The sequence below is a fragment of the Micromonospora sp. H61 genome (assembly GCF_018070325.1).
In the GTDB taxonomy this organism is placed as follows: domain Bacteria; phylum Actinomycetota; class Actinomycetes; order Mycobacteriales; family Micromonosporaceae; genus Micromonospora; species Micromonospora salmantinae.
In genome coordinates this window covers 21,327-41,239 of the sequence record NZ_JAGPXY010000004.1, presented here as the reverse complement: position 1 = coordinate 41,239, position 19,913 = coordinate 21,327, and the positions used below count along the sequence as shown (strand labels likewise).

At 70.2% G+C, this 19,913-nt stretch carries 16 protein-coding genes; 13 read left to right on the top strand and 3 right to left on the bottom strand.

The window, feature by feature from the left end; all coding sequences use genetic code 11:
- Window positions 1-172 precede the first annotated feature (172 nt).
- The 11 genes from KBX08_RS04035 (at window position 173) to KBX08_RS03985 (ending at window position 14,755) form a co-directional block, all read left to right on the top strand.
- A complete protein-coding gene (locus KBX08_RS04035) occupies window positions 173-1,456 on the top strand; it encodes a glycosyltransferase (protein WP_210781163.1) in 1,284 nt (427 codons plus the stop codon).
- Entirely contained in the window at window positions 1,453-2,472 is a 1,020-nt protein-coding gene (locus tag KBX08_RS04030; RefSeq protein ID WP_210781161.1) for a sulfotransferase, read from the top strand. Before KBX08_RS04035 ends, KBX08_RS04030 begins: the two co-directional genes overlap by 4 nt.
- Window positions 2,473-2,475: 3 nt before the next feature.
- On the top strand, window positions 2,476-3,387 hold the full coding sequence (locus tag KBX08_RS04025; protein ID WP_210781160.1) for a sulfotransferase: 912 nt from the start codon (window positions 2,476-2,478) through the stop codon (window positions 3,385-3,387).
- An 85-nt stretch (window positions 3,388-3,472) separates the two neighbouring features.
- Window positions 3,473-4,150: a hypothetical protein gene (locus KBX08_RS04020; protein ID WP_210781159.1), complete on the top strand. Its 678-nt coding sequence runs from the start codon at window positions 3,473-3,475 to the stop codon at window positions 4,148-4,150.
- A gap of 176 nt (window positions 4,151-4,326) precedes the next feature.
- A complete protein-coding gene (locus KBX08_RS04015; RefSeq protein ID WP_210781158.1) occupies window positions 4,327-5,145 on the top strand; it encodes a basic amino acid ABC transporter substrate-binding protein in 819 nt (272 codons plus the stop codon).
- Window positions 5,146-5,246: 101 nt separating this feature from the next.
- Window positions 5,247-6,041 carry an amino acid ABC transporter permease gene (locus KBX08_RS04010; protein WP_030490316.1) on the top strand — a complete coding sequence of 265 codons (795 nt, stop codon included), beginning with the start codon at window positions 5,247-5,249 and terminating at the stop codon, window positions 6,039-6,041.
- A 5-nt stretch (window positions 6,042-6,046) separates the two neighbouring features.
- Complete coding sequence (locus tag KBX08_RS04005) at window positions 6,047-6,886, top strand: amino acid ABC transporter ATP-binding protein (protein ID WP_210781157.1); 840 nt, start codon at window positions 6,047-6,049, stop codon at window positions 6,884-6,886.
- 354 nt (window positions 6,887-7,240) lie between these two features.
- Window positions 7,241-8,245 (top strand): multicopper oxidase domain-containing protein, encoded by a 1,005-nt coding sequence (locus KBX08_RS04000; protein WP_091406920.1) that lies wholly within the window; start codon window positions 7,241-7,243, stop codon window positions 8,243-8,245.
- A gap of 23 nt (window positions 8,246-8,268) precedes the next feature.
- Window positions 8,269-12,207 (top strand): ThuA domain-containing protein, encoded by a 3,939-nt coding sequence (locus KBX08_RS03995; RefSeq protein WP_210781156.1) that lies wholly within the window; start codon window positions 8,269-8,271, stop codon window positions 12,205-12,207.
- An 8-nt stretch (window positions 12,208-12,215) separates the two neighbouring features.
- On the top strand, window positions 12,216-13,745 hold the full coding sequence (locus KBX08_RS03990) for an OmpL47-type beta-barrel domain-containing protein (protein WP_210781155.1): 1,530 nt from the start codon (window positions 12,216-12,218) through the stop codon (window positions 13,743-13,745).
- Between the two features lie 32 nt (window positions 13,746-13,777).
- Entirely contained in the window at window positions 13,778-14,755 is a 978-nt protein-coding gene (locus KBX08_RS03985) for a hypothetical protein (protein WP_210781154.1), read from the top strand.
- 71 nt (window positions 14,756-14,826) lie between these two features.
- On the opposite strand, the gene KBX08_RS03980 is transcribed toward KBX08_RS03985, so the two are convergent.
- Both KBX08_RS03980 and KBX08_RS03975 read right to left on the bottom strand, forming a co-directional pair.
- Window positions 14,827-15,954, bottom strand: a complete 1,128-nt coding sequence (locus KBX08_RS03980) for a DUF1996 domain-containing protein (protein WP_210781153.1) — start codon at window positions 15,952-15,954, stop codon at window positions 14,827-14,829.
- 231 nt (window positions 15,955-16,185) lie between these two features.
- A complete protein-coding gene (locus KBX08_RS03975) occupies window positions 16,186-16,722 on the bottom strand; it encodes a hypothetical protein (protein ID WP_210781152.1) in 537 nt (178 codons plus the stop codon).
- 214 nt (window positions 16,723-16,936) lie between these two features.
- On the opposite strand from KBX08_RS03975, the gene KBX08_RS03970 reads away from it, so the two are divergent.
- Both KBX08_RS03970 and KBX08_RS03965 read left to right on the top strand, forming a co-directional pair.
- Complete coding sequence (locus tag KBX08_RS03970; protein WP_210781151.1) at window positions 16,937-18,187, top strand: Ig-like domain-containing protein; 1,251 nt, start codon at window positions 16,937-16,939, stop codon at window positions 18,185-18,187.
- A 116-nt stretch (window positions 18,188-18,303) separates the two neighbouring features.
- Window positions 18,304-18,687 carry a MerR family transcriptional regulator gene (locus KBX08_RS03965; RefSeq protein ID WP_210781150.1) on the top strand — a complete coding sequence of 128 codons (384 nt, stop codon included), beginning with the start codon at window positions 18,304-18,306 and terminating at the stop codon, window positions 18,685-18,687.
- A gap of 88 nt (window positions 18,688-18,775) precedes the next feature.
- On the opposite strand, the gene KBX08_RS03960 is transcribed toward KBX08_RS03965, so the two are convergent.
- Window positions 18,776-19,870, bottom strand: coding sequence for an ROK family protein (locus KBX08_RS03960; RefSeq protein ID WP_210781149.1), 1,095 nt, complete (start codon window positions 19,868-19,870; stop codon window positions 18,776-18,778).
- Window positions 19,871-19,913 lie beyond the last annotated feature (43 nt).

Sequence of the window (19,913 nt, the reverse complement as noted above, 5' to 3'; positions counted from 1 at the left end):
GGCCAGGCCGCGGACCGCACGGGCAGACGAAGATCACCCTTTCAGCCACATGCCAAACGTGAGCTGGACTCGTCGACCCGCCCTGCATACCGTGGGGCCTGGCCGGGGCGGGCAGACCCCGGTCATCACCTCCGGGCCCGGTTCGCCCGATCGATGTGAGCAGGGCGAGTCGATGCGCGTGCTGCATGTGAACAAGTTCCTCTACCGCCGTGGCGGCGCGGAGGGGTATCTGCTCGATCTCGCCGACCTGCAACGGGCTGCCGGCGACACTGTCGCCTACTTCGGCATGAGCCACCCGGAGAACGAGTCGCCGCTGCCGTACGCCGCGCGGTTCCCGTCCGAAGTGGAGTTGGAGCCGGCGCCGAGAGGAGTGCGGCCCCGCGCGGTGGCCGTCGGCCGGATGCTGTGGTCACCGACGAGCCGCCGCGGGCTGACCCGGGTGATCGACGACTTTCGGCCGGACGTGCTGCACCTGCACAACATCTACCACCAGCTCTCCCCGTCGGTGCTCGCCGCAGCCCGCGCCGCCGGTGTGCCGTGCGTGCTGACCATGCACGACTACAAGCTCGCCTGCCCGAGCTACCAACTGCTGGACCGGGGCCGCCCCTGCCAGGCGTGCGTCACCGGTGGCCCGTTGCAGGCGGCCCGTCGCCGCTGCAAGGACGGGTCGCTGTCACGCAGTGGCCTGCTCGCCGTCGAGTCCTGGTTGCACAGGCAGTTCGACGCGTACGACCCGGTGCAGCTCTTCGTGAGCCCGAGCGGGTTCCTGGCCGACGTGATGCGCCGCGCCGGCGTCTACCCGGACCGGTTGCGGGTGGTCAACCACTTCGTCGACCTGACCGGCGTCGCGGCCAAGCAGACGCCCGGCGGTGGTGTCGTCTTCGCCGGGCGGCTGGCTCCGGAGAAGGGTGTCGACGTGCTGATCGAGGCGGCCGGCGCGCTCCCGGACGGGGTCAGCGTGGACGTCGCCGGAGACGGCCCGGCCCGGCCGGAGTTGGAGGCGCTCGCCGCGCGGCGGGTGCCCGGCCGGGTCCGGTTCCACGGCCGCCTCGACAAGCCGCGCCTGCACGAGCTGATCCGGTCGGCGGCGGTGGTCGCCGTTCCGTCCCGATGGCACGAGAACCAGCCGATGGCGGTGCTGGAGGCGTTCGCCTGCGGTGTGCCCGTGGTCACCACCGACCTGGGCGGGCTTCCCGAGCTGGTCCAGCCCGAGGTGGATGGCCACGTTGTCGCCGCCGACGCGCCGACGGCCCTCGGCGACGCGCTCAACGACCTGCTGGCCGACCCGGAGCGGGCGTACCGGATGGGCCGGGCCGGCCGGGCGAAGATCGCCGCCCAGTTCGCCCCGGACCAGCACCTGGACCGCATCCGTGGGCTGTACGCGGAGGCCGCCGAGGCGCTGCCGTCGCGGCGGCGGGCCGGCCGGGCGCCCGCCGGTGGGGGAGCGGCCCGGTGAGCCCGGTACGGGTGCTCTACCTCGCCGGCAGCGGTCGCAGTGGCAGCACGCTGGTCACCACGGTTTTGGGACAGTTGCCGGGCTTCTTCGCGGCGGGCGAGCTGCGGTACCTGTGGCGGCGCGGCATCCTGGAGAACCGGCAGTGCGGCTGCGGCTCCCCGGTGGCTGACTGCCCGCTCTGGGCCCGGGTGCGCGCCGACCTGACCGACGCCGACCCGGCCGGGATCGCCGCCCGGTTGGCCCGGCGGCTGCGGCTGCGCGGGCTGCCCGCACTGCTGCGCCGCCAGCGTCGGGGGCAGCCGCCGGTCGTGGGCCACCCCGACGACACGCAGTTGGCCCGGCTCTACGCCTCGATCGCCGAGCACGCCCTGGCCGGCCGGTCGGACGGTGTCATCGTCGACTCGTCCAAGCTGCCGCCGTACGGGGCCCTGCTCGGCAGCCTGCCCGGCATCGACCTGTTCGTCCTGCACGTGGTGCGCGACCCGCGCGCCACCGCGTACTCCTGGCGTCGCCGACGCCCGCTGGACGGACGCGCGGACGACGAGCTGATGAGCCGGCCACCGGTCGGCAAGGCCGCGCTGCTCTGGCTGGTCTGGAACACCGCGACGGTACGACTGTGGGGCGACCGCCGTGGTGCGCCGGGCCGCTACCTGCGGGTGCGGTACGAGGACTTCGTGGCCGATCCGGCCGGCGTCACCGCCCGGATCGCCGGCTTCGTCGGCGCGAGCCCCGACGAGCTTCCGTTTCCGACACCGGCCACGGTGCGACTCGCCCCCACCCACTCGGTGGCCGGCAACCCGTCGCGGCACCGCACCGGGCTGGTCGACGTGGTCGCCGACACCGAGTGGCTGACCGGGCTGCCCACCCGCGCGTACGCCGTGGTGACCGGGCTGACGGCCGTGGCGCTGACCCGGTTCGGCTACCCGTTGCGCCGCCCGGCGGCCACCTCTCCCGCCGCCCGCTTCAACGCGGACCCGACCGTCTCCCCGTCACCCGCCACCCGGCAGGAAGGCTGAACGATGCTCTCACTGGTGGTGGGCACCGGTCGTTGCGGTTCGACACTGGTCCAGGAGGTGCTCTCCCGGCATCCCGCTGTCGGCTTCGTCTCCGGTCTGGACGACAAACTGGCCCGGCTCAACCCCAAGGGCAGGTTCAACGGCGCGCTCTACCGGCGTTCGGCGCCGCGCCCGGCGGGGATGACCTCGCTGCGGCACAGTCGACGGTTGCTGGAGCGGGGCCGGTTCCGGGTGGCGCCGTCGGAGGCGTACCACCTGCTCGACCGGCAGGTGCTGGCCGGCTTCTCCCGACCGTGTCGGGACCTGGTGGCCGAGGACCTGACGCCGTTCGTGGCCCGGCGGCTGCGGGCCTTCTTCGACGAGCGGATCGCACGGCAGGGCTGTCAGCAGTTGGTGCAGCACGTCACCGGGTGGCCGCGGACCGGCCTGCTGCACGCCGCGTACCCGGAGCTGCGGGTGGTCAACGTGGTGCGCGACGGCCGGGCGGTGGCCAACTCGTGGCTCCAGATGGGCTGGTGGGACGGCTGGCGCGGACCGGACAACTGGATCTACGGCCCGCTCCCGTCCGACCTGCGCGAGGAGTGGGCCGAGTCCGGTCGCTCCTTCCAGGTGCTCGCCGCGCTGGGCTGGAAGATGCTGATGGACGCCTTCGCGCAGGCCCGGCTGCGTCACCCGGCCGACCAGTGGCTGGACGTGCGCTACGAGGACCTGGTCGAGCGGCCGCGCGAGCAGGTCGGCCGGATGCTCGACTTCCTCGGCCTGAGCTGGTCGACAGCCTTCGAGAAGGGCTTCTCCCGGTACGACTTCACAGTGGGCCGGGCGGAGGCGTACCGGGACGAACTCAGCCCGGCGCAGCTCGCCGCGATCGAACGGGTGCTGGAGAAGCCGCTGGCCGAGTGGGGCTACCCGGTCTAGGGGCTCTGTCGCCGTCCTCGCTATCGACGGAGGTCACGCGGGGCGGCTAATCTTTGGCCCCACACCATCGATGTGAGGAGATGCGATGGCGCGCCGTACCGGCCGACCCTCCTACCAGCTGGACAAGGCCGACGTGCGCCGCCAGCGCACAGTGCGCTTCGTGGCCGTCGCGGGCGTGATCGCACTGGTCACCGCGTTGCTGGGTGGGTTGATCGGCTACCAGTTGGGCCGTCCGGACGCGACCGAGGCGACCATCGCGAGCATCAAGCAGGACGAGGCGAAGCGGGACGCTCAGCAGATCGTGGAGCTGATCGAGACGGCCCGACGCGTCCGCGACCAGGTCGCCCCGGTGCTGACCGCCATCAAGACGGAGACGACCGGCGGACGTGTGCCGGATCCGGCGAAGGCACGCCAGTGGCAGGAGGTCATGCGCCAGGCGGCGGAGCCGTTCGCCGACCCGCCGTCGGGGAGCACCGCCACCAACGTGGCGCGCGGAGGGTTGCGCGGAGCGGTCAAGCAGGCGTCGCTGGCCGTCGACGCCTACGCTCTGGCGGCCGGCGTTCCGGCCGCGCAACGGGCGGCCCTGCTGGACGTCACCGCGCGGCAGGCGGCCGAGGCCGCGACGATCTGGTCGGTCGCGGCGACCCAGCTCGACCAGATCAGCGTCGACTCCGGCCAGGGCCACCAGCACGTGTTCCTGGACACAGACCCGCACGAAGGGGCCCTCACCCCGGACGGGGCGGCCGAGGGAACCGGTGGCTGAGGCACGTTGCGGGGCAAGTGTCGGGTTTGCCGGCGGAGGTCGCCGGGCCGGGTCGGCCGAGCGGTCACGGCGTGATCTGGGGGCGACGCGCCGGATCGGGTACGGTCGCTTATCGCAAAGTCTATGAACCAGATTGGCTTTCTGTGCAATGGAAGCCGAATCGGAGGGACACAGCCGTGAGGTTCCCAAGCGCCGTCCGTCAGGCCGGCCTCGTCGTGGCCGTCGCCGCCCTCGCGCTGACCGCGGGTTGCGCGAAGAAGGACGACAGCGAGGTCCAGGCGAGCGGCGTCAAGCTGGTCGCGGCGGGCAAGCTGACCGTCTGCACCCACCTGCCGTACCCGCCGTTCCAGTCCAAGGACGCCAGCGGCAAGGTGACCGGCTTCGACGTCGAGATCATGGACCTGGTCGCCAAGGAACTCGGCGTCGAGCAGACGATCATCGACACCCCGTTCGAGGGGATCAAGTCCGGCCAGGACCTCAACACCGGCAAGTGCGACGCGGCCGCCGCCGGTATGACCATCACCGAGGAGCGGCGGAAGGTCGTCGACTTCTCCGATCCCTACTTCGACGCCACGCAGGCGATGCTGGTGAAGACTGGCAAGACCTACAAGTCGCTCGACGACCTCAAGGGCAAGAACCTCGGCATCCAGGCGGCCACCACGGGTCGTGACTACGCCAAGAAGTTCGAGGCGGAGAAGGGCCTGAAGCTCGTCGAGTTCGAGGACCTCGCCGCCCTCCAGCAGGCTGTCTCCAACGGCCAGGTCGAGGCCGCCATCAACGACCTGCCGGTCTGGACCGAGTACCTGAAGAAGAACCCGGGCGGGTTCGAGGTGGCCGCCGAGTTCGACACCGGCGAGCAGTACGGCTTCCCCGTGAAGAAGGCCGCCAACCCGGAGTTGCTCAAGAAGATCAACGAGGTGCTGGCCAAGGCCAAGCAGGACGGCACGTACAACACGATCTACGAGAAGTGGATCGGCAAGCAGCCGAGCGCCTGAGCCGCACAGCGGCCGAGCGCCTGAGCGCCGCGCAGTACCGGAGGGCGCGCGTCCCGCGCGCCCTCCGACGTCGGTAACCTCCGGGAAGGCAACGAGCGAACGTGAAGCTGCGACGCCGCCAGCGGGAGCGGCTGTCCCTCGGGCTCCAGTACCTGGTCTTCATCGCCATCATCGCCACGGTGCTCGTCGCCGCGGACTGGGACAGGTTGGCCGACGCGTTCTTCCGCGTCGACATCATCAAGTCGATGTTCCCGACGATCATCACCGTCGCGCTGCGCAACACCGTCCTCTACACGCTGGGCGCGTTCGCCTTCGGCCTCGTGTTCGGCACCATCCTGGCGCTGATGCGCCTGTCCCGGGTGGCGCCGTACCGCTGGGTGGCGACGGCGTACATCGAGCTGTTCCGGGGTCTGCCCGCGCTGCTGGTGCTCTTCCTCGTCGGGTACGGCATCCCGATCGCCTTCCCGGAGCGCGAGATTCCGGGCGGGGTGTTCGGTTCGATCGCGATCGGCCTCGGGTTGACCGCCGCGGCGTACATGGCGGAGACGATCCGAGCCGGCATCCAGGCCGTGCCGAAGGGGCAGATGGAGGCGGCGCGAACCCTCGGCATGTCGCACTTCACCGCCATGCGCACGATCGTCATCCCGCAGGCGTTCCGGATCGTGATCCCGCCACTGACGAACGAGCTCATCCTGCTCACCAAGGACTCGTCGCTGGCCTACGTGCTCGGGGTGACGGCGCAGACGATCGAGATCACCAAGTTCGGTCGGGACATGCTCAACGACCGGGTGAACGCGACGCCGCTGCTGGTGGCCGGCCTCGCCTACCTGGTGATCACCCTGCCGCTGTCGCAGGTGGTACGACGCCTCGAACTCCGCTACGCCAAGGCCCGGTGACCCCGATGACGACCACCCCATCCCGCCCCGCCGTGGAGATCCGCGACCTGCACAAGTCCTTCGGGCCGCTCAAGGTGCTCAAGGGCATCGACTTCGAGGTCGGCCAGGGCGAGGTGGTCTGCGTCATCGGGCCGTCCGGCTCCGGCAAGTCGACCCTGCTGCGCTGCGTCGATCTGCTGGAGGAGCCGACCGCCGGCAAGATCTGGGTGAACGGGGTCGAGATGACCGACCCGGACGTCGAGATCGACGCGGTCCGCCGCGGCATCGGCATGGTGTTCCAGTCGTTCAACCTGTTTCCGCACCTGAGCGTCCTGAACAACCTCACCATCGCCCAGCGCCGGGTGCTCCGGCGAGGTCGGGCCGAGGCCGAGCGGATCGCCCGGGCCAACCTGGAGCGCGTCGGGCTGACCGACAAGGCCGACGCCTTCCCGGCGCAGCTCTCCGGTGGGCAGCAGCAGCGGGCGGCGATCGCCCGGTCGCTGTCGATGGAGCCGAAGCTGATGCTCTTCGACGAGCCGACCTCCGCGCTCGACCCGGAACTCGTCGGCGACGTGCTCACCGTCATGCGCAAGCTGGCCGAGGACGGCATGACGATGATGGTGGTCACCCACGAGATGGCGTTCGCCCGCGACGTCGCCGACCGGGTCGTCTTCATGGACGGTGGCGTGGTGGTCGAGCAGGGGCCGCCGCAGGAGGTGCTGGGCGCGCCGAAGCACGAACGGACCCGCGCGTTCCTCTCCCGGGTCCTCGACCCGACCCACGTCGCACACCTCGGTCAGCCCGACCAGTCGCCCGCACCGCCGCAGATCCCCAGCCGGCCGGCGGACGATCGCCACCACCCCTGACGACAGCTCCCGTACGTCCTTCCCGCCGGGTTGCCTCATCGATGGCAGCCCGGCGTTCATCTGTGCGCTGCCCGGTAGGGGGCGGCGGTGTCCGCCCGCTACCGGGCAGGTCGACGGCCTACGTGTCAGCTTCATGTCAATCGACTGACGTCGTGATGTCAAGGTAATCTTTTTGCAATCAGACCTGTACTTTCGTCGATGGATTACATAAGTTGCTGTCATCCATCGAAAGTTCTGAGTCTTCCGAGCAAAGTCCGCGACGAGCCTCACCCTCAGTCGTGCCACCGCCCTCGTGCTCGGCGGTCGATGCACCCTGCCCTCGTCGCGTCTTCGCCCGGTCGGGAACGGAGACCCATGGACGATCACGCTGGTGGCCCTCACCGCCACCTGTCCCGCAGATCGCTGATCGCCACCGGCGCGCTCGCCGCCGGGGCGCTGGGCGCGTCCGCCCCAACGATCGGCACCGCGTTCGGCGGCAGCCCCGCCCGGGCCGCCGCCGGTGTCACCAAGAAGATCACCATCTACGCCGAGCAGTTGCCCGGCAACCTGTTCGGGTACGGCCTGGCACCAGGTCAGGCCACCGTTCCGGGCCCGATCCTGGAGATGTACGAGGGTGACACCCTGGAGATCACCCTGGTCAACACCACCAACCAGCGGCTGTCCATCCATCCGCACGGGGTGGACTACAGCACCGAGTCCGACGGCAGCCCGTTCAACGCCTCGTTCAACAACCCGGGTGAGACGCGGACGTACGTCTGGCGCTCCCACGAGATGGTGGCCGCTGCGGGTCGGCGGTACATGCCGGGCAGCGCCGGCTACTGGCACTACCACGATCACGCGATGGGTACCGACCACGGCACCGGCGGTGTCGCGAAGGGACTGTACGGCGCGCTGATCGTCCGGCGTCGTGGCGACATCCTGCCGTCGAAGCAGTTCACGGCGGTGTTCCACGACATGATGATCAACAACAAGATGGCTCCGGCGACCCCGATGTTCGAGGCGAACCTGGGCGAGCGCGTCGAGTGGATCGCCATCGGCCACGGCAACCTGTTCCACACCTTCCACCTGCACGCGCACCGCTGGGCGGACAACCGCACCGGCATGTTGGAGGGGCCGAGCGACCCGAGCCTGGTGGTCGACAACAAGGACCTCAACCCCGGCAGCTCGTTCGGATTCCAGGTGCTGGCCGGGGAGGGCGTCGGACCCGGCGCGTGGATGTACCACTGCCACGTGCAGACGCACTCCGACGGCGGCATGGCCGGGATCTTCCTGGTGCGCAACGCCGACGGCAGCATGCCGCCGGGCGCCGAGGAGGCGATCCACCGGTTCCAGGGCCACACCCACACGCACGGAAGCTGACCGAACCGAAAGTGGGGACGGGCATGACCAGAAAACTACGACGAACCCTTGCCGCGGTAGCGGCCCTATCGACGCTGCTCCCGGCGACGACGGCGGCTGCGGCAGCACCACGAACGGAGGCCGCCCCGCAGGCGGCGCAGCCGCAGCAGACCGCGGTCCTGGTGTTCCACGGCCCGGTGGCCGAGCAACAGGACCCGGTGTCGCGGGCGGTGGACACCATCAAACAGCTTGGTGCCGTTCATGACATCGATGTCACGGCCACCACGGACCCGGGTACCTTCACCGCGGCCGGGCTGTCCGCGTACCGCAGCGTGGTCTTTCTCTCCGCGACGGGCGCCGCGCTGAACCGCGACCAGGAGTCGGCGCTGCAGAACTACGTCAAGGCCGGCGGCGGTTTCGTCGGCATCGCCGACGCCGCCCGCGCCCAGGTCGACTCCACCTGGTTCACCGGGCTGATCGGCACCCGCCCGGCCGGCGCCATCCCGGTCGCCGAGCCGGTGACCCGGGTGACCGCCAGCGGTGAGAACCCACCCAACGAGACCAAGGAGAAGCTGACCGACGGCGACGCCAACACGAAGTGGCTGGTCCGCACCCCGACCGCCTGGGTGGCGTACGAGTTGAGCGCACCGAAGAAGATCACCGGGTACGCGCTCACGTCGGCAAACGACTCCTCCGGTCGGGACCCGAAGGACTGGACCCTGCAGGGCTCCACGGACGGCCAGAGCTGGACCGACCTGGACCGCCGCACCGGGCAGACCTTCCCGGACCGCTACCAGACCCGGCGGTTCGACATCGCCGCGCCGCAGGAGTTCACGCGCTACCGGCTGAACGTCACAGCGAACAGCGGTGAACCGCTGGTCCAACTCGCCGACCTGCGCCTGTTCACCGGCAGCACCACCGCCCCGGAGCCGCCCGCGGTGAACCGCGCGGTGGTGAACATCCTGGACCGCAAGCACCCGGCCACCGCGTCGCTGCCGCTGACCCTCACCCGGTCCGACCGCTGGGAGAACTGGGACCCGAACCCGATCGGCACCGTGCACACGCTCGCCCAGGTAGAGGAGCGGCACTACAACCCGGGGGCGGCCGCCAACGGCCCCTTCCACCCGGTGTCCTGGTGCCGGGACTACGACGGCGGCCGGTCGTTCTACACCGGCATGGGCCACACCGAGGGCAGCTACGGCGAGGAGGCGTTCCGCACGCACCTCGCCGGCGCTCTCAACTGGACCACCGGTCGGGTACGCGGCGACTGCCAGGCCACCATCGCCGCGAACTACAAGGTGGAGCGACTCACCGCGGCCAACCAGACCGGGCAGCTGGACCAGATCGGCGAGCCGCACGGGCTCACCATCGCGCCGGACGGCACTGTCTTCTACGTCGGCAAGGCGGCCTGCCCGAGCGGCCCGATCGCGGACTGGAACAACCCGAAGGTCGGCCTGGGCTGCGGCACCATCCACTCCTGGGACCCGCGTACCAAGCAGGTCAAGCTGCTCACCACCCTGGAGGTGATGGGCAACCGGGGCAGCGGCTCCGAGTTGGTCAAGAACGAGGAGGGTCTGCTCGGCATCGTGCCCGACCCCGCGTTCGCCGAGAACGGCTGGCTCTACGTCTACTGGATGCCGCACGACTCGGTCGACCGGGTGAAGCGCGTCGGTCAGCGAACCGTCTCGCGGTTCACCTACGACCGGCAGGCGCAGACCGTCGACCAGGCCACCCGCAAGGACCTGTTGCAGTTCCCGGTGCAGATCCACAGCTGCTGCCACGCCGGCGGCGGCATGGCGTTCGACGCGAAGGGCAACCTCTACGTCGGCTCCGGCGACAACAACTCCTCGGAGGGGTCGCAGGGGTACGCCGGCAACAACTGGACCGAGGAGTACCAGGGGATCTCGTTCCAGGACGCCCGCCGCACGTCGGGCAACACCAACGACCTCGCCGGCAAGATCATCCGGATTCACCCGGAGCCGGACGGCACGTACACCATCCCGGAGGGCAACCTGTTCCCACCGGGCACCGAGAAGACCCGGCCGGAGATCTACGTGATGGGCGTACGCAACATCGCCCGCCTCCAGATCGACCCGGTGCACCAGTGGCTGACCGCCGGCTGGGTCGGCCCGGACGCCTCGTCGCCCAGCCCCACCCTCGGCCCGGCGAAGTACGAGACGGCCACCATCATCACCTCGGCCGGCAACCAGGGCTGGCCGTACTGCATGGGCAACCGGCAGCCGTACCGCGACCGCAGCAACACCGACGCGACAGTGCTGACCGGCTGGTACGACTGCGACAACCTGAAGAACACCTCGCCGCGCAACACCGGACTGGAGGACATCCCGGCGGCCCGGGACAACATGATCTGGTACTCGCCCGACGGCGGCGGCCCGGTGTTCCCGAAGCGGACCGACGGCAGCGGCCTGCCGACCTACGTGGCGGCCGACGCCACCTACACGCAGCCGTACCTGCGCGGCGGCGGGCAGGCCATCATGTCCGGCCCGACGTACCACCGGAGCCTCGTCGACACCACCAGCGGCGTGGCCTGGCCGGAGCACTGGGACGGCAAGTGGTTCATCGGTGACCAGTCGAACTCCGCCAACCGGGTCGCGGTCACCGTCGACCCGGCCGGCGTGCCGCAGGCCGCCCCACCGGTGTACGCCGAGTCGCTGCGGGCCATCATCCCCGGTGGCAACGGCGACAGCCGGTTGCAGAGCTGGATGGACGCGAAGTTCGGCCCGGACGGCGCGCTCTACCTGCTCGACTACGGCGGCGGCTTCTTCAGCCTGCACGCGAACCAGAAGCTGATCCGGGTCACCTACACCGGCGGGGCGCCCACTCCGGCACCGGCGGCGACCTCGGTCGCCGTGCAGAACAAGCCGCTGACCATCGCCTTCACCGGTTCCCGCTCCGGCGGCGTCAGCCACCGCTGGGACTTCGGCGACGGCGCCACGTCGACCGAGGCGGACCCCCGGCACACGTACGCCACTGTCGGCACCTACACCGCGAAGCTCACCGTCACGTACGCCGACGATCAGACGGCGACAGTGCAGACCACTGTGACCGTGGGCTGCGCGGTGCCCGACGACCGGTCGACGGTGTGGCTCGGCGACACGGACACCGGGGTGCCCAGTCGCACCGTCGGGCAGGGCTGCACGGCCAACGACCTGATCGACGACGAGAGCACCTGGGCAGACCACAACGGTTTCGTCCGGCACGTCACCGCGGTGGCCCGCGCGTTGCAGGACGACGACCTGCTCAGCAGCCGCGAAGCGGGCACCCTCACCCGCCTGGCCGCCGCGTCGGAGATCGGCCGGGACGGGCACACCGGGTACGAGCCGCTCTTCGACGGCACCGCCGAGTCGCTGCGCGGTTGGCAGCAGGCGCCGTCGGGACAGTTCGGCATCCAGCCGGACGGGTCGCTGCGCTCCAGCGGTGGCCTGGGCATGCTCTGGCACACCAAGGAGCTGGGTGACTTCTCGCTGAAGTTGCAGTTCCGGGACATCGCGCCGGGCACCGGCCGGGCCAACACCGGAGTCTTCATCCGGTTCCCGGACCTGCGAACGCCCCTCGACCAGCGGCCACCGGACAGCTGCGGCACTGTCGGGTCGGCGCGGACCTCGGCGGCCTGGATGGCGATCTACTGCGGACACGAGATCCAGATCTACGACGGTGACACCGGCGAGCCGCAGAAGACCGGCTCGGTCTACAACTTCGACCCGGTGCCGCTGGCCCAGGCCGGCGTGACGCCGAAGAACGAGTGGAACGACTACGAGATCCGCGCCGTCGGGCAGCACTACACGATGATCCGCAACGGCGTGGTGATCAACGAGTTCGACAACACGCCCGGCAAGCAGTCCTCGCGCGCCGGCGACCCGCCAACCGACCTGCGTCAGTTCCTGCGCGGCTTCATCGGCCTGCAGAACCACGGTGACAACGACCTGACCGAGTTCCGCAACATCCGTGCGCGGGAACTCTAGGAGTGACGATGACCCGACGACTGACGGCCGCGCTGGCGGCGCTCCTGCTCACGGTGATCCCGTTGGCAGTGGCGCCCGCCTCCGCCGCCCCGCGTGTCGCCGCCGACCAGGTGTTGACCTGGACCGCCGACGACAGCATCACCCAGTACAAGTCCGCGCCCACCACGGCGGTGGCCGGAGCGACAACGATCATCTGGGAGAACAGCGCGGCCACCGGAAACACCACCGGGATGCCGCACACCCTGACCTTCGACACCAGCACCGAGGGCTACAACCACGACGTCACACTCAACATCCTGGCCAGCCCGTTCGACGCCAACGACGGCCGCCACCAGGCGACAGTGACGCTGACCCCGGGCCGGTACCGGTACTTCTGCTCGATCCCCGGCCACAGCTCGATGGTCGGTGAGCTGGTGGTCACCGACGGCGGTGGCGGTGGCGACACCACAGCGCCGACAGTGACCGCCGCGGTCTCCGGCGACCAGGACCAGGACGGCAACTACCTCGGCGCGGCCACTGTGACAGTGACGGCCACCGACGCCGACTCGGGGGTGCAGACCGTCGAGTACCAGGTCGACGACACCAGTTTCCTGCCGTACGCCGAGCCGGTGCGGGTGACCGCGATCGGCGACCACGCGGTGCAGTTCCGCGCCACCGACCAGGCCGGCAACACCAGCGCCGTCGGCTCGGTGGCGTTCCGGATCGTCGAGCCGGGGGAGGACGACACCACAGCGCCGGTGGTCGCTGTCGCGCTGGCCGGCGACCGCGACGACGACGGCAACTACATCGGTACGGCCACCGCCACGTTGACCGCCACCGACAGCGGTTCCGGTGTCGCCACCATCGAGTACGCCCTGGACGGGGCGGCCTTCACCGCGTACACGAACCCGATCGTGGTGAACGCGGCCGGGATGCACATGCTGCACTACCGGGCCACCGACGTCGCCGGCAACACGTCGGCGGAGCAGATGTCCCACTTCACAGTCGTCGAGCCGCAGGCCGAGGACACCACCCCACCCACTGTCGCCGCCACGGTGGCCGGTGATCGCAACGACGACGGCGGGTACGTCGGCGGCGCGACCGTCACCGTCACGGCCACCGACGCCGAGTCCGGCGTGGCGAAGATCGAGTACGCGCTCGACACCGGAGGCTGGACGGCGTACACCGCTCCGGTCGCCGTCCGCGCACCCGGCGCGCACACAGTGCGGTATCGGGCGACCGACACGGCGGGGAACTCCTCCACCGAGCAGTCGACGTCGTTCACGGTGGTGGTCGACGACACCGACCGCTGCCCCGACTCGGACACCCGGGCCACCGTGGTCATCGACGGGGGCGACACCGGTGTGGCCAACGTGGACACCGGTGACGGCTGCACCATCAACGACCTGATCGACGAACACGCCGACTACCCCGGCCACGCCGAATTCGTCCGCCACGTCGAAGCGGTCACCGCCGCGCTCGTGACCGGCGGCACGCTCGACCGGCGGCAGCAGGGCGCCATCGTCCGGGCCGCGGCCCGATCGGACGTCGGCGCATGAGTCCTCGAACCTCACCGACAGGGAGTACCACGATGCCCGGACGTACCGTCGCCAAGCTCGCCACCGTGAGCGCCGTCATCGCGGCCTCGGTGCTGGCCGTGGCGCCCACCGCACACGCCGACCTGGTCACCCACTGCATCGGCACCGGCGGCGCGGTGACCGTGCCCAACGACCTGCTCGTGCCCGCCGGCGAGTCCTGCGCGCTGACCGGCACCACGATCACCGGCAACGTCACCGTCGCGGCCGGCGGCAACCTGGTGGTGACCGGTGGTCGGGTCAGCGGTGAGGTACGCGTCGCCGCCGACGGGTACCTCGACGCGACCGAGACGACAGTCGACGGCCAGGTGGTGCTCGCGGCCGGGGGGTACGGCATCTTCCTGAAGGACGCCCGCACCGGCACCGTCACCGTACGGCCGAAGGGCTCCACCACCATCGACAGCTTCCTGTTCGCCGAGGCGTCGACGGTCACCGGGCACGTCAACGTCGGTGCCGGCGAGGTCCGGCTCGACCGGGGCACCCAGGTGCAGCGCAACCTCAGCAGCACCGGCACCTACTACACCGACCTGCACGACTCGTTCGTCGACGGCACGCTGTCGGTGCTCAACAGCGCCACCGGCAGCGTGGTGTGTGGCAGTGCGGTCCAGGGCCGGGCCACCTTCGCCGGCAACCTGGGCGGTGTGCAGCTCGGCCCGAACGGCGCCCTCGACAGCTGCGCCTCGGGCGGTTACTGGGGCGGGGACGTGAGCGTCACCAGCACCACCGGCGGCGTCACCGTCGATGACAACATCATCAACGGCCAGTTGGCGGTGACGTCCAATGACCCGGCCGCCCAGGTGGCCGCGAACAACCGGATCCGTGGCGGGGTGACCGGTGACCAGGCGGCCCCGACCACCAACCGGTCGGCCCGGGTGGCCGGCCCGGACCGGGAGGACGCCGGTGACCAGCGGGCCGAGGTCCGCCGTACCTCGGCGGTGCAGGAGGCCACCGAGGCGGGCGCCGCCCGGCTCTAGCTGATCGACGCGACGGCGGCCGGCCACCCCCGCGTTCGGGGTGACCGGCCGCCGCCGTCGGGCCGTGTCGACTAGAAGTTACCGGCCGAGTTGCACTTGACGCCCTGGTCGAGGCAGTTGCGCACCCGTGCGGCGAGCGCCTCGTCCTTCCACGCGTTGAAGAAGTCCGCGTGCATGGAGAACGACGTGCCGGACGCGAGGGTGATGCCGTCCGTGTTCGCGCTCAACGGGTACGAGATCACGAAGGACACCGACGGTACGGGCACCGGGTGACTCTTGGGGCAGGCCCCGGTGTGGTCCCCGTTGGCCATGTGCGCCTTGTGGTCAGGGCTGTCCAGGTGCTTGCCGTCCCAGCAGTCCGGGAAGGTGATCTGCCGGACGATGTTCGCGGTCTTGGCACAGACCGGGAACGTCTTGTCGGCGCTGCGGCCGATCTCGCCGCCGATGCCGGCGCACCAGAAGTGGTTGCCCTGCTTGTCCGGGGTGTCGACCTGGTTCTTGGCGTCACCGGTGATCATTCGCAGGCCGAACGGGAAGGGCTGGGTCTTGCTCGGGTCCTTCAGACGGGAACCGTAGTAGACGGTCACCTCCTTCGGGTCCACGACCTTGCCGTTCTGGTACATCGTCGGCACCCAGTAGGCGGACTGGTCGTCCGGCGAGTTGCAGGTGGTCGCCTTGGACGCCCGCAGCGAGTCGGCTGTCGAGTTGGCGTCGGTCGACTTGTTGCCCCAGAACGTGTGGTTGTGCGAGCCGCCCACCAGCTTCGGCAGCACGATCGGGTCGTCGCTGTTGTGGTGGCTGGTCGTACAGCCGACGTTGAATTCAGGCACCTTGACGGGGTTGCCGGTCACCGGCTTGGGCTTACGCGCGAAGAACGCCTTCGTCGCGGCGGCCTGAGCGGCGGCGTCGATGGTGATCCAGCCGCCGGATGCGGTGGGCGGGGCGGCGCTGGTCGCCGGCGTTCCGGGCTTGCCCGGCGCGGACGGGGTGCCCGGGGCGCTCGGCGTGGCCGACGGGTCGCCCGGGACGGTGGCCGTCGGCGCATCCGGGCCGGGCGAGCCGATGCCGGCGTCGCTGGACGGGCCGGCCCCGGCGGGGGTACCCGGCGCCTCCTTGCATCCGCCGGCGAGCGCCACGCTCACCAGCAGCAGGGCGGTGACGGAACGACGGTGTCGAGGGGTGGATCGGAGATTTATCAACGGGGGACGCACCTTTCTTCCGAGCACGAAGAATACGAGTCGGCCCCCTGCTCGTTTCCAACTGAAACGATTAATTCTCCCTTAAATATCGCTCTGCGATTGCCTGGTCAGGTTTGTGGAGTCGCCGTGATGTCGGCTCGATCTCAATTCCCTGATTTTTCTCCAAAAACTGTAATCGGCGACTGTGGCGGCACTCTGCTTTTCTACCGGTCTCCCCGGCCGCCGTCCTGCTCAGCACTTGTCGCGTGCCTTGCGCAGGAAGGTCTCCCGGGACACGACCCTCGTCGAGTCGTGTCCGCGCGGCGCCAGCACCTGGTCCGGGCCGATCCGTGGGAGGTCCGCGAGGGTGAAGTCCACCGAGATGGCGTTACGGCGGCTCGACCCGGTGACGGTGTAGGTGACCCCGGGCCGAAATTCGGTGAGCGGCTCGACGTCCGGATCGATGTCCGCCTCGGCCGCTGGGGTGTCGACAGCGTCGGCGACCTCCCAGCCCTCCGGCGGCTGACCCAGCAGGGTTACTTCCACGATCTCACTCGCGGGCGGGCCGTTGATGCTCCACCTGATCAGGGTTCGTTTGCCCGGATCACCCTGATGGTCGTTCTCGAACACGGCGAGGCGCGCGTCCCTGTCCTCGCAGGTGACCAGTACGCCGACCGGCTGACCATCCTGGACGGCGAGGGCGACGATCGGCTCATCCACCGGCGAGCAGGCGGTCAGGAGCAGGAGGGGAAGCGGGAGCAGAATCCATGGACGTCGTCTTCTGCGCATGTCGGCCAGCATTCCACGGCAGCATCACACTTCGATGCCCCGAGGATCACGAAAGGGAAGCGCAACCGAGGGGCCCGGACCGGCTGCCCTGCCGACCGTTCCCACCTTCGTTGCGTGATTTCCGGAAACAGCGCAGGGCGCCGCCGACGCGGAGAGAATTGCCGCCACGGAGCACGCGGAAGCCGGGGGACGTTCGATGGGTTTACGAAGGCGTATGGCGCTCGTTGCGGTGACCGTCGCGGCGACACCGCTGGTCCTCGGTGGGTGCACCACCGCGCGGAAGGCCGCCGTGCGTCCCGCCGAGCAGGTGGTGCCGTCGCCCGAACTGACCGTCACGCCCGCCGATCTCTCCCGGGACGTGCCGCTCAGCGCCGAGGTGGTTCCGCTCGTCACGGGCGGAAAGATCACCGCGGTGCGCATCGTCGACGACGCGGGCACGCTGGTCCGGGCGGAGCCACGCGAGGACGGCTCGGCCTGGGTGCCGAGCGTCCCGTTGCGCCCGCAGCACACCTACACCCTGGCGGTGACCGCCACCGGCGACTCCGGGCGGACCACCACCCGCACCACCACCTTCACCACCGCGGCGGCGTCGACGAAGCCGCAGGTGAGCAGCACCCTGTACTTCGCCGACAAGCAGACGTACGGCACCGCGATGCCGGTGACCATCGGCTTCGATCCGCCCATCGCCAGGGCCGTCCGCGCCGACGTGCAGCGTCGTTTGTTCGTCACCACGAACCCACGGCAGCCGGGTGCCTGGTCCTGGGTGGACGACGGCAGCCAGGTCTACTACCGGGCTCCCGACTTCTGGCGGCCCGGGACGACAATCAGTGTCCGGGCTGGCCTGGCGGGTCTGCCGATCGGCAAGAACCACGTCGGTGACGCCGACCGCACCGCGACGTCCCGGATCGGACGCCAGGTGGCGCTCGAAGTCGACAACGCCACCAAGCAGATGCGTGTGCTGCGGGACGGCAAGCTGATCCGCAGGATCCCGGTCAGTCTGGGCAAGCGCAGCACCCCCACGTCCAGCGGCAAGATGGTGATCATGGAGAAGCACCAGTACACCACGTTCGACACGCGCGGCGAGCCGAACGGCGGCTACGTGGTGAAGGTCGAGGACGCGCAACGGCTCACCTGGGGCGGCGAGTTCATCCACGGGGCACCCTGGTCGGTGGCGGATCAGGGACACCGCAACGTCTCGCACGGTTGCACGAACATCTCGCCGGCCAACGCCGACTGGTTGATGGGCGTCACCCGGGTCGGTGACCTGGTCACCTTCACCGGCACCGAGGTCCGGCTCCAGTCGGGCAACGGCTGGACGGCCTGGAACGCCAGTTGGGGCCAGTTCGTCAAGGGCAGCGCGCTGCCCGTACCCGCGGATCTGCGACCGGCCCCGGCGTCGCCGCCGCCCGCCCGTGCGGTCGCCGGTCGCGCGCCGACGCCGGAGCCGACCGCCTCCGCAGGCTGAACCACCGGCCCGAGGCCCACCACGTGAACGTCAACAAATGCGAGCTACGGTAAAACCTGACGTTGACGTGAGAGGCGAGGCTGGGTGGCTGGCGTCACCGGCTGGGGGAGGGGTCCATGCGGATCGGGGAACTCGCCACGAAGACCGGGGTGTCGGTACGAGCCCTGCGCTACTACGAGGAACAGGGCCTCCTGGCTGCCACACGGAGCAGCGGCGGTCAGCGCCACTACCTCGACGACGCGGTCGACCGGGTGTATCTGATCCAGATGCTGTACGCCGCCGGCCTGTCCAGCCGAACCATCCTCGACCTGCTGCCCTGCGTCGACGCGAAGGTCAACACACCGCAGTCGCGGGCCATGCTCCGCGCCGAACGCGACCGCATCGATCGGCAGATCACCCAACTCCGGCAGGCGCGCGAGCGGCTCGACGAGGTCATCGCGCTCAGCGAGAGCCCGGCCAACGGTTGCACCCGTTCGGACACCGACGCCGCGAGGGCGTAGCGACGCGGCGAGTCCCCCGACCTCGTGGCGATCGGTGGCAGCCCAGCAGGGCGTCGTTCGGTGTGTGGAGCTGCTCAGCTGCCAACGATCAAGAATGGGCCAGCTCCGGGATGCCGTAGTGCTGGTCGAGGACCTGCATGGCGGCGCCCGCGGCGATCACGTCCGCGCCGAGGCTGGACAGGGCCACCCTGGTGCTGAGCCAGTCCGCCCGCCGGGCGTCCGCCCCGACGGCCTCGGTGACCGCAGCGAGATAGGTCTGCGGGTGCCGGAGGAGGTCCGCGCCCGCCAGCACCACGTGGGCGAGGTCGAGGGTCTGGAGCAGGTTGACGACGCCGACGGCCAGAACGCGGGCGGCGTGTGCGATGTCTCCGGCCTCGGCGGCCCGGTGGTGCACGATCTCCAGGCACCCGTGCCGACCGCAGACGCAGCGGGGCCCGGTCAGGTCGACGACCGTGTGGCCGAACTCGCCCGCGTTGGTGTGCGCCCCCCGGTGGGCCGCACCGCCCAGCCAGAAGCCGCCGCCGATGCCGGACTCGACCATGATGAGGGCGGCGTCGCCGAACGTCGCGCCGTGCCGCCAGGCCTCGGCCGTGATCCCCGCAGTGACGTCCTTGTCCAGGTGGACGGGGAGGCCGAGGTGTTTCTCGGCGATCTCGCGCAGCGGTACGTCGTGCCAGTGCCGCAGGCCGTGGGCGTCGCGGACCAGGCCGTCAGCGTGGTCGAGTGGACCGATCATGCCGATGCCCAGCCCGGTGAGCCGGCCCCGCAGGTCGCCGATGCCGGCCAGCGTGTCGATGCCGGCGCTCAGGGCGCCGAGGAGCTGCTCCGGGGTGAAGTCGCGGGGCAGCGGGCTGACCGCAGAGGGGTGCACGGTGCCGGCCAGGTCGACCAGGACGAGCCGCAGCGTGCGGCGGGCCACGTGGGCGCCGATCGCGTACCGGCTGTCCGGGACGAGTTCGTAGACGACAGCGGGCTTGCCGATGCCGGGACGTCGCACGCCGGCGGGGCGGATCAGGCCGTCGGCGGTCAGCCGGGCGATGACCTTGGAGACCCCCTGCGGTGTCAGGCCGGTGGCCTCGACCACTGTCGAGCGCTCGAACGTGCGGGCCGTGCGTCCCACCGCCATGACCATGGCCTCGTTGTAGCCGCGTAGGAAGGTGACGTCGGCAGTGACGCGAGTCATCTCACCACCCTATTACGCAACGCTGTTGCTAAATTTTTTCGGT

What these genes read in the sequence shown, in the direction of transcription:
- KBX08_RS03965 (WP_210781150.1), top strand. Translation starts at nt 18,304, where the DNA reads ATGCGGATCGGGGAACTCGCCACGAAGACCGGGGTGTCGGTACGAGCC.
- KBX08_RS03975 (WP_210781152.1), bottom strand. Translation starts at nt 16,722, where the DNA reads ATGCGCAGAAGACGACGTCCATGGATTCTGCTCCCGCTTCCCCTCCTG.
- KBX08_RS04000 (WP_091406920.1), top strand. Translation starts at nt 7,241, where the DNA reads ATGGACGATCACGCTGGTGGCCCTCACCGCCACCTGTCCCGCAGATCG.
- KBX08_RS04020 (WP_210781159.1), top strand. Translation starts at nt 3,473, where the DNA reads ATGGCGCGCCGTACCGGCCGACCCTCCTACCAGCTGGACAAGGCCGAC.
- KBX08_RS03985 (WP_210781154.1), top strand. Translation starts at nt 13,778, where the DNA reads ATGCCCGGACGTACCGTCGCCAAGCTCGCCACCGTGAGCGCCGTCATC.
- KBX08_RS03990 (WP_210781155.1), top strand. Translation starts at nt 12,216, where the DNA reads ATGACCCGACGACTGACGGCCGCGCTGGCGGCGCTCCTGCTCACGGTG.
- KBX08_RS03970 (WP_210781151.1), top strand. Translation starts at nt 16,937, where the DNA reads ATGGCGCTCGTTGCGGTGACCGTCGCGGCGACACCGCTGGTCCTCGGT.
- KBX08_RS03960 (WP_210781149.1), bottom strand. Translation starts at nt 19,870, where the DNA reads ATGACTCGCGTCACTGCCGACGTCACCTTCCTACGCGGCTACAACGAG.
- KBX08_RS03995 (WP_210781156.1), top strand. Translation starts at nt 8,269, where the DNA reads ATGACCAGAAAACTACGACGAACCCTTGCCGCGGTAGCGGCCCTATCG.
- KBX08_RS04005 (WP_210781157.1), top strand. Translation starts at nt 6,047, where the DNA reads ATGACGACCACCCCATCCCGCCCCGCCGTGGAGATCCGCGACCTGCAC.
- KBX08_RS04025 (WP_210781160.1), top strand. Translation starts at nt 2,476, where the DNA reads ATGCTCTCACTGGTGGTGGGCACCGGTCGTTGCGGTTCGACACTGGTC.
- KBX08_RS04035 (WP_210781163.1), top strand. Translation starts at nt 173, where the DNA reads ATGCGCGTGCTGCATGTGAACAAGTTCCTCTACCGCCGTGGCGGCGCG.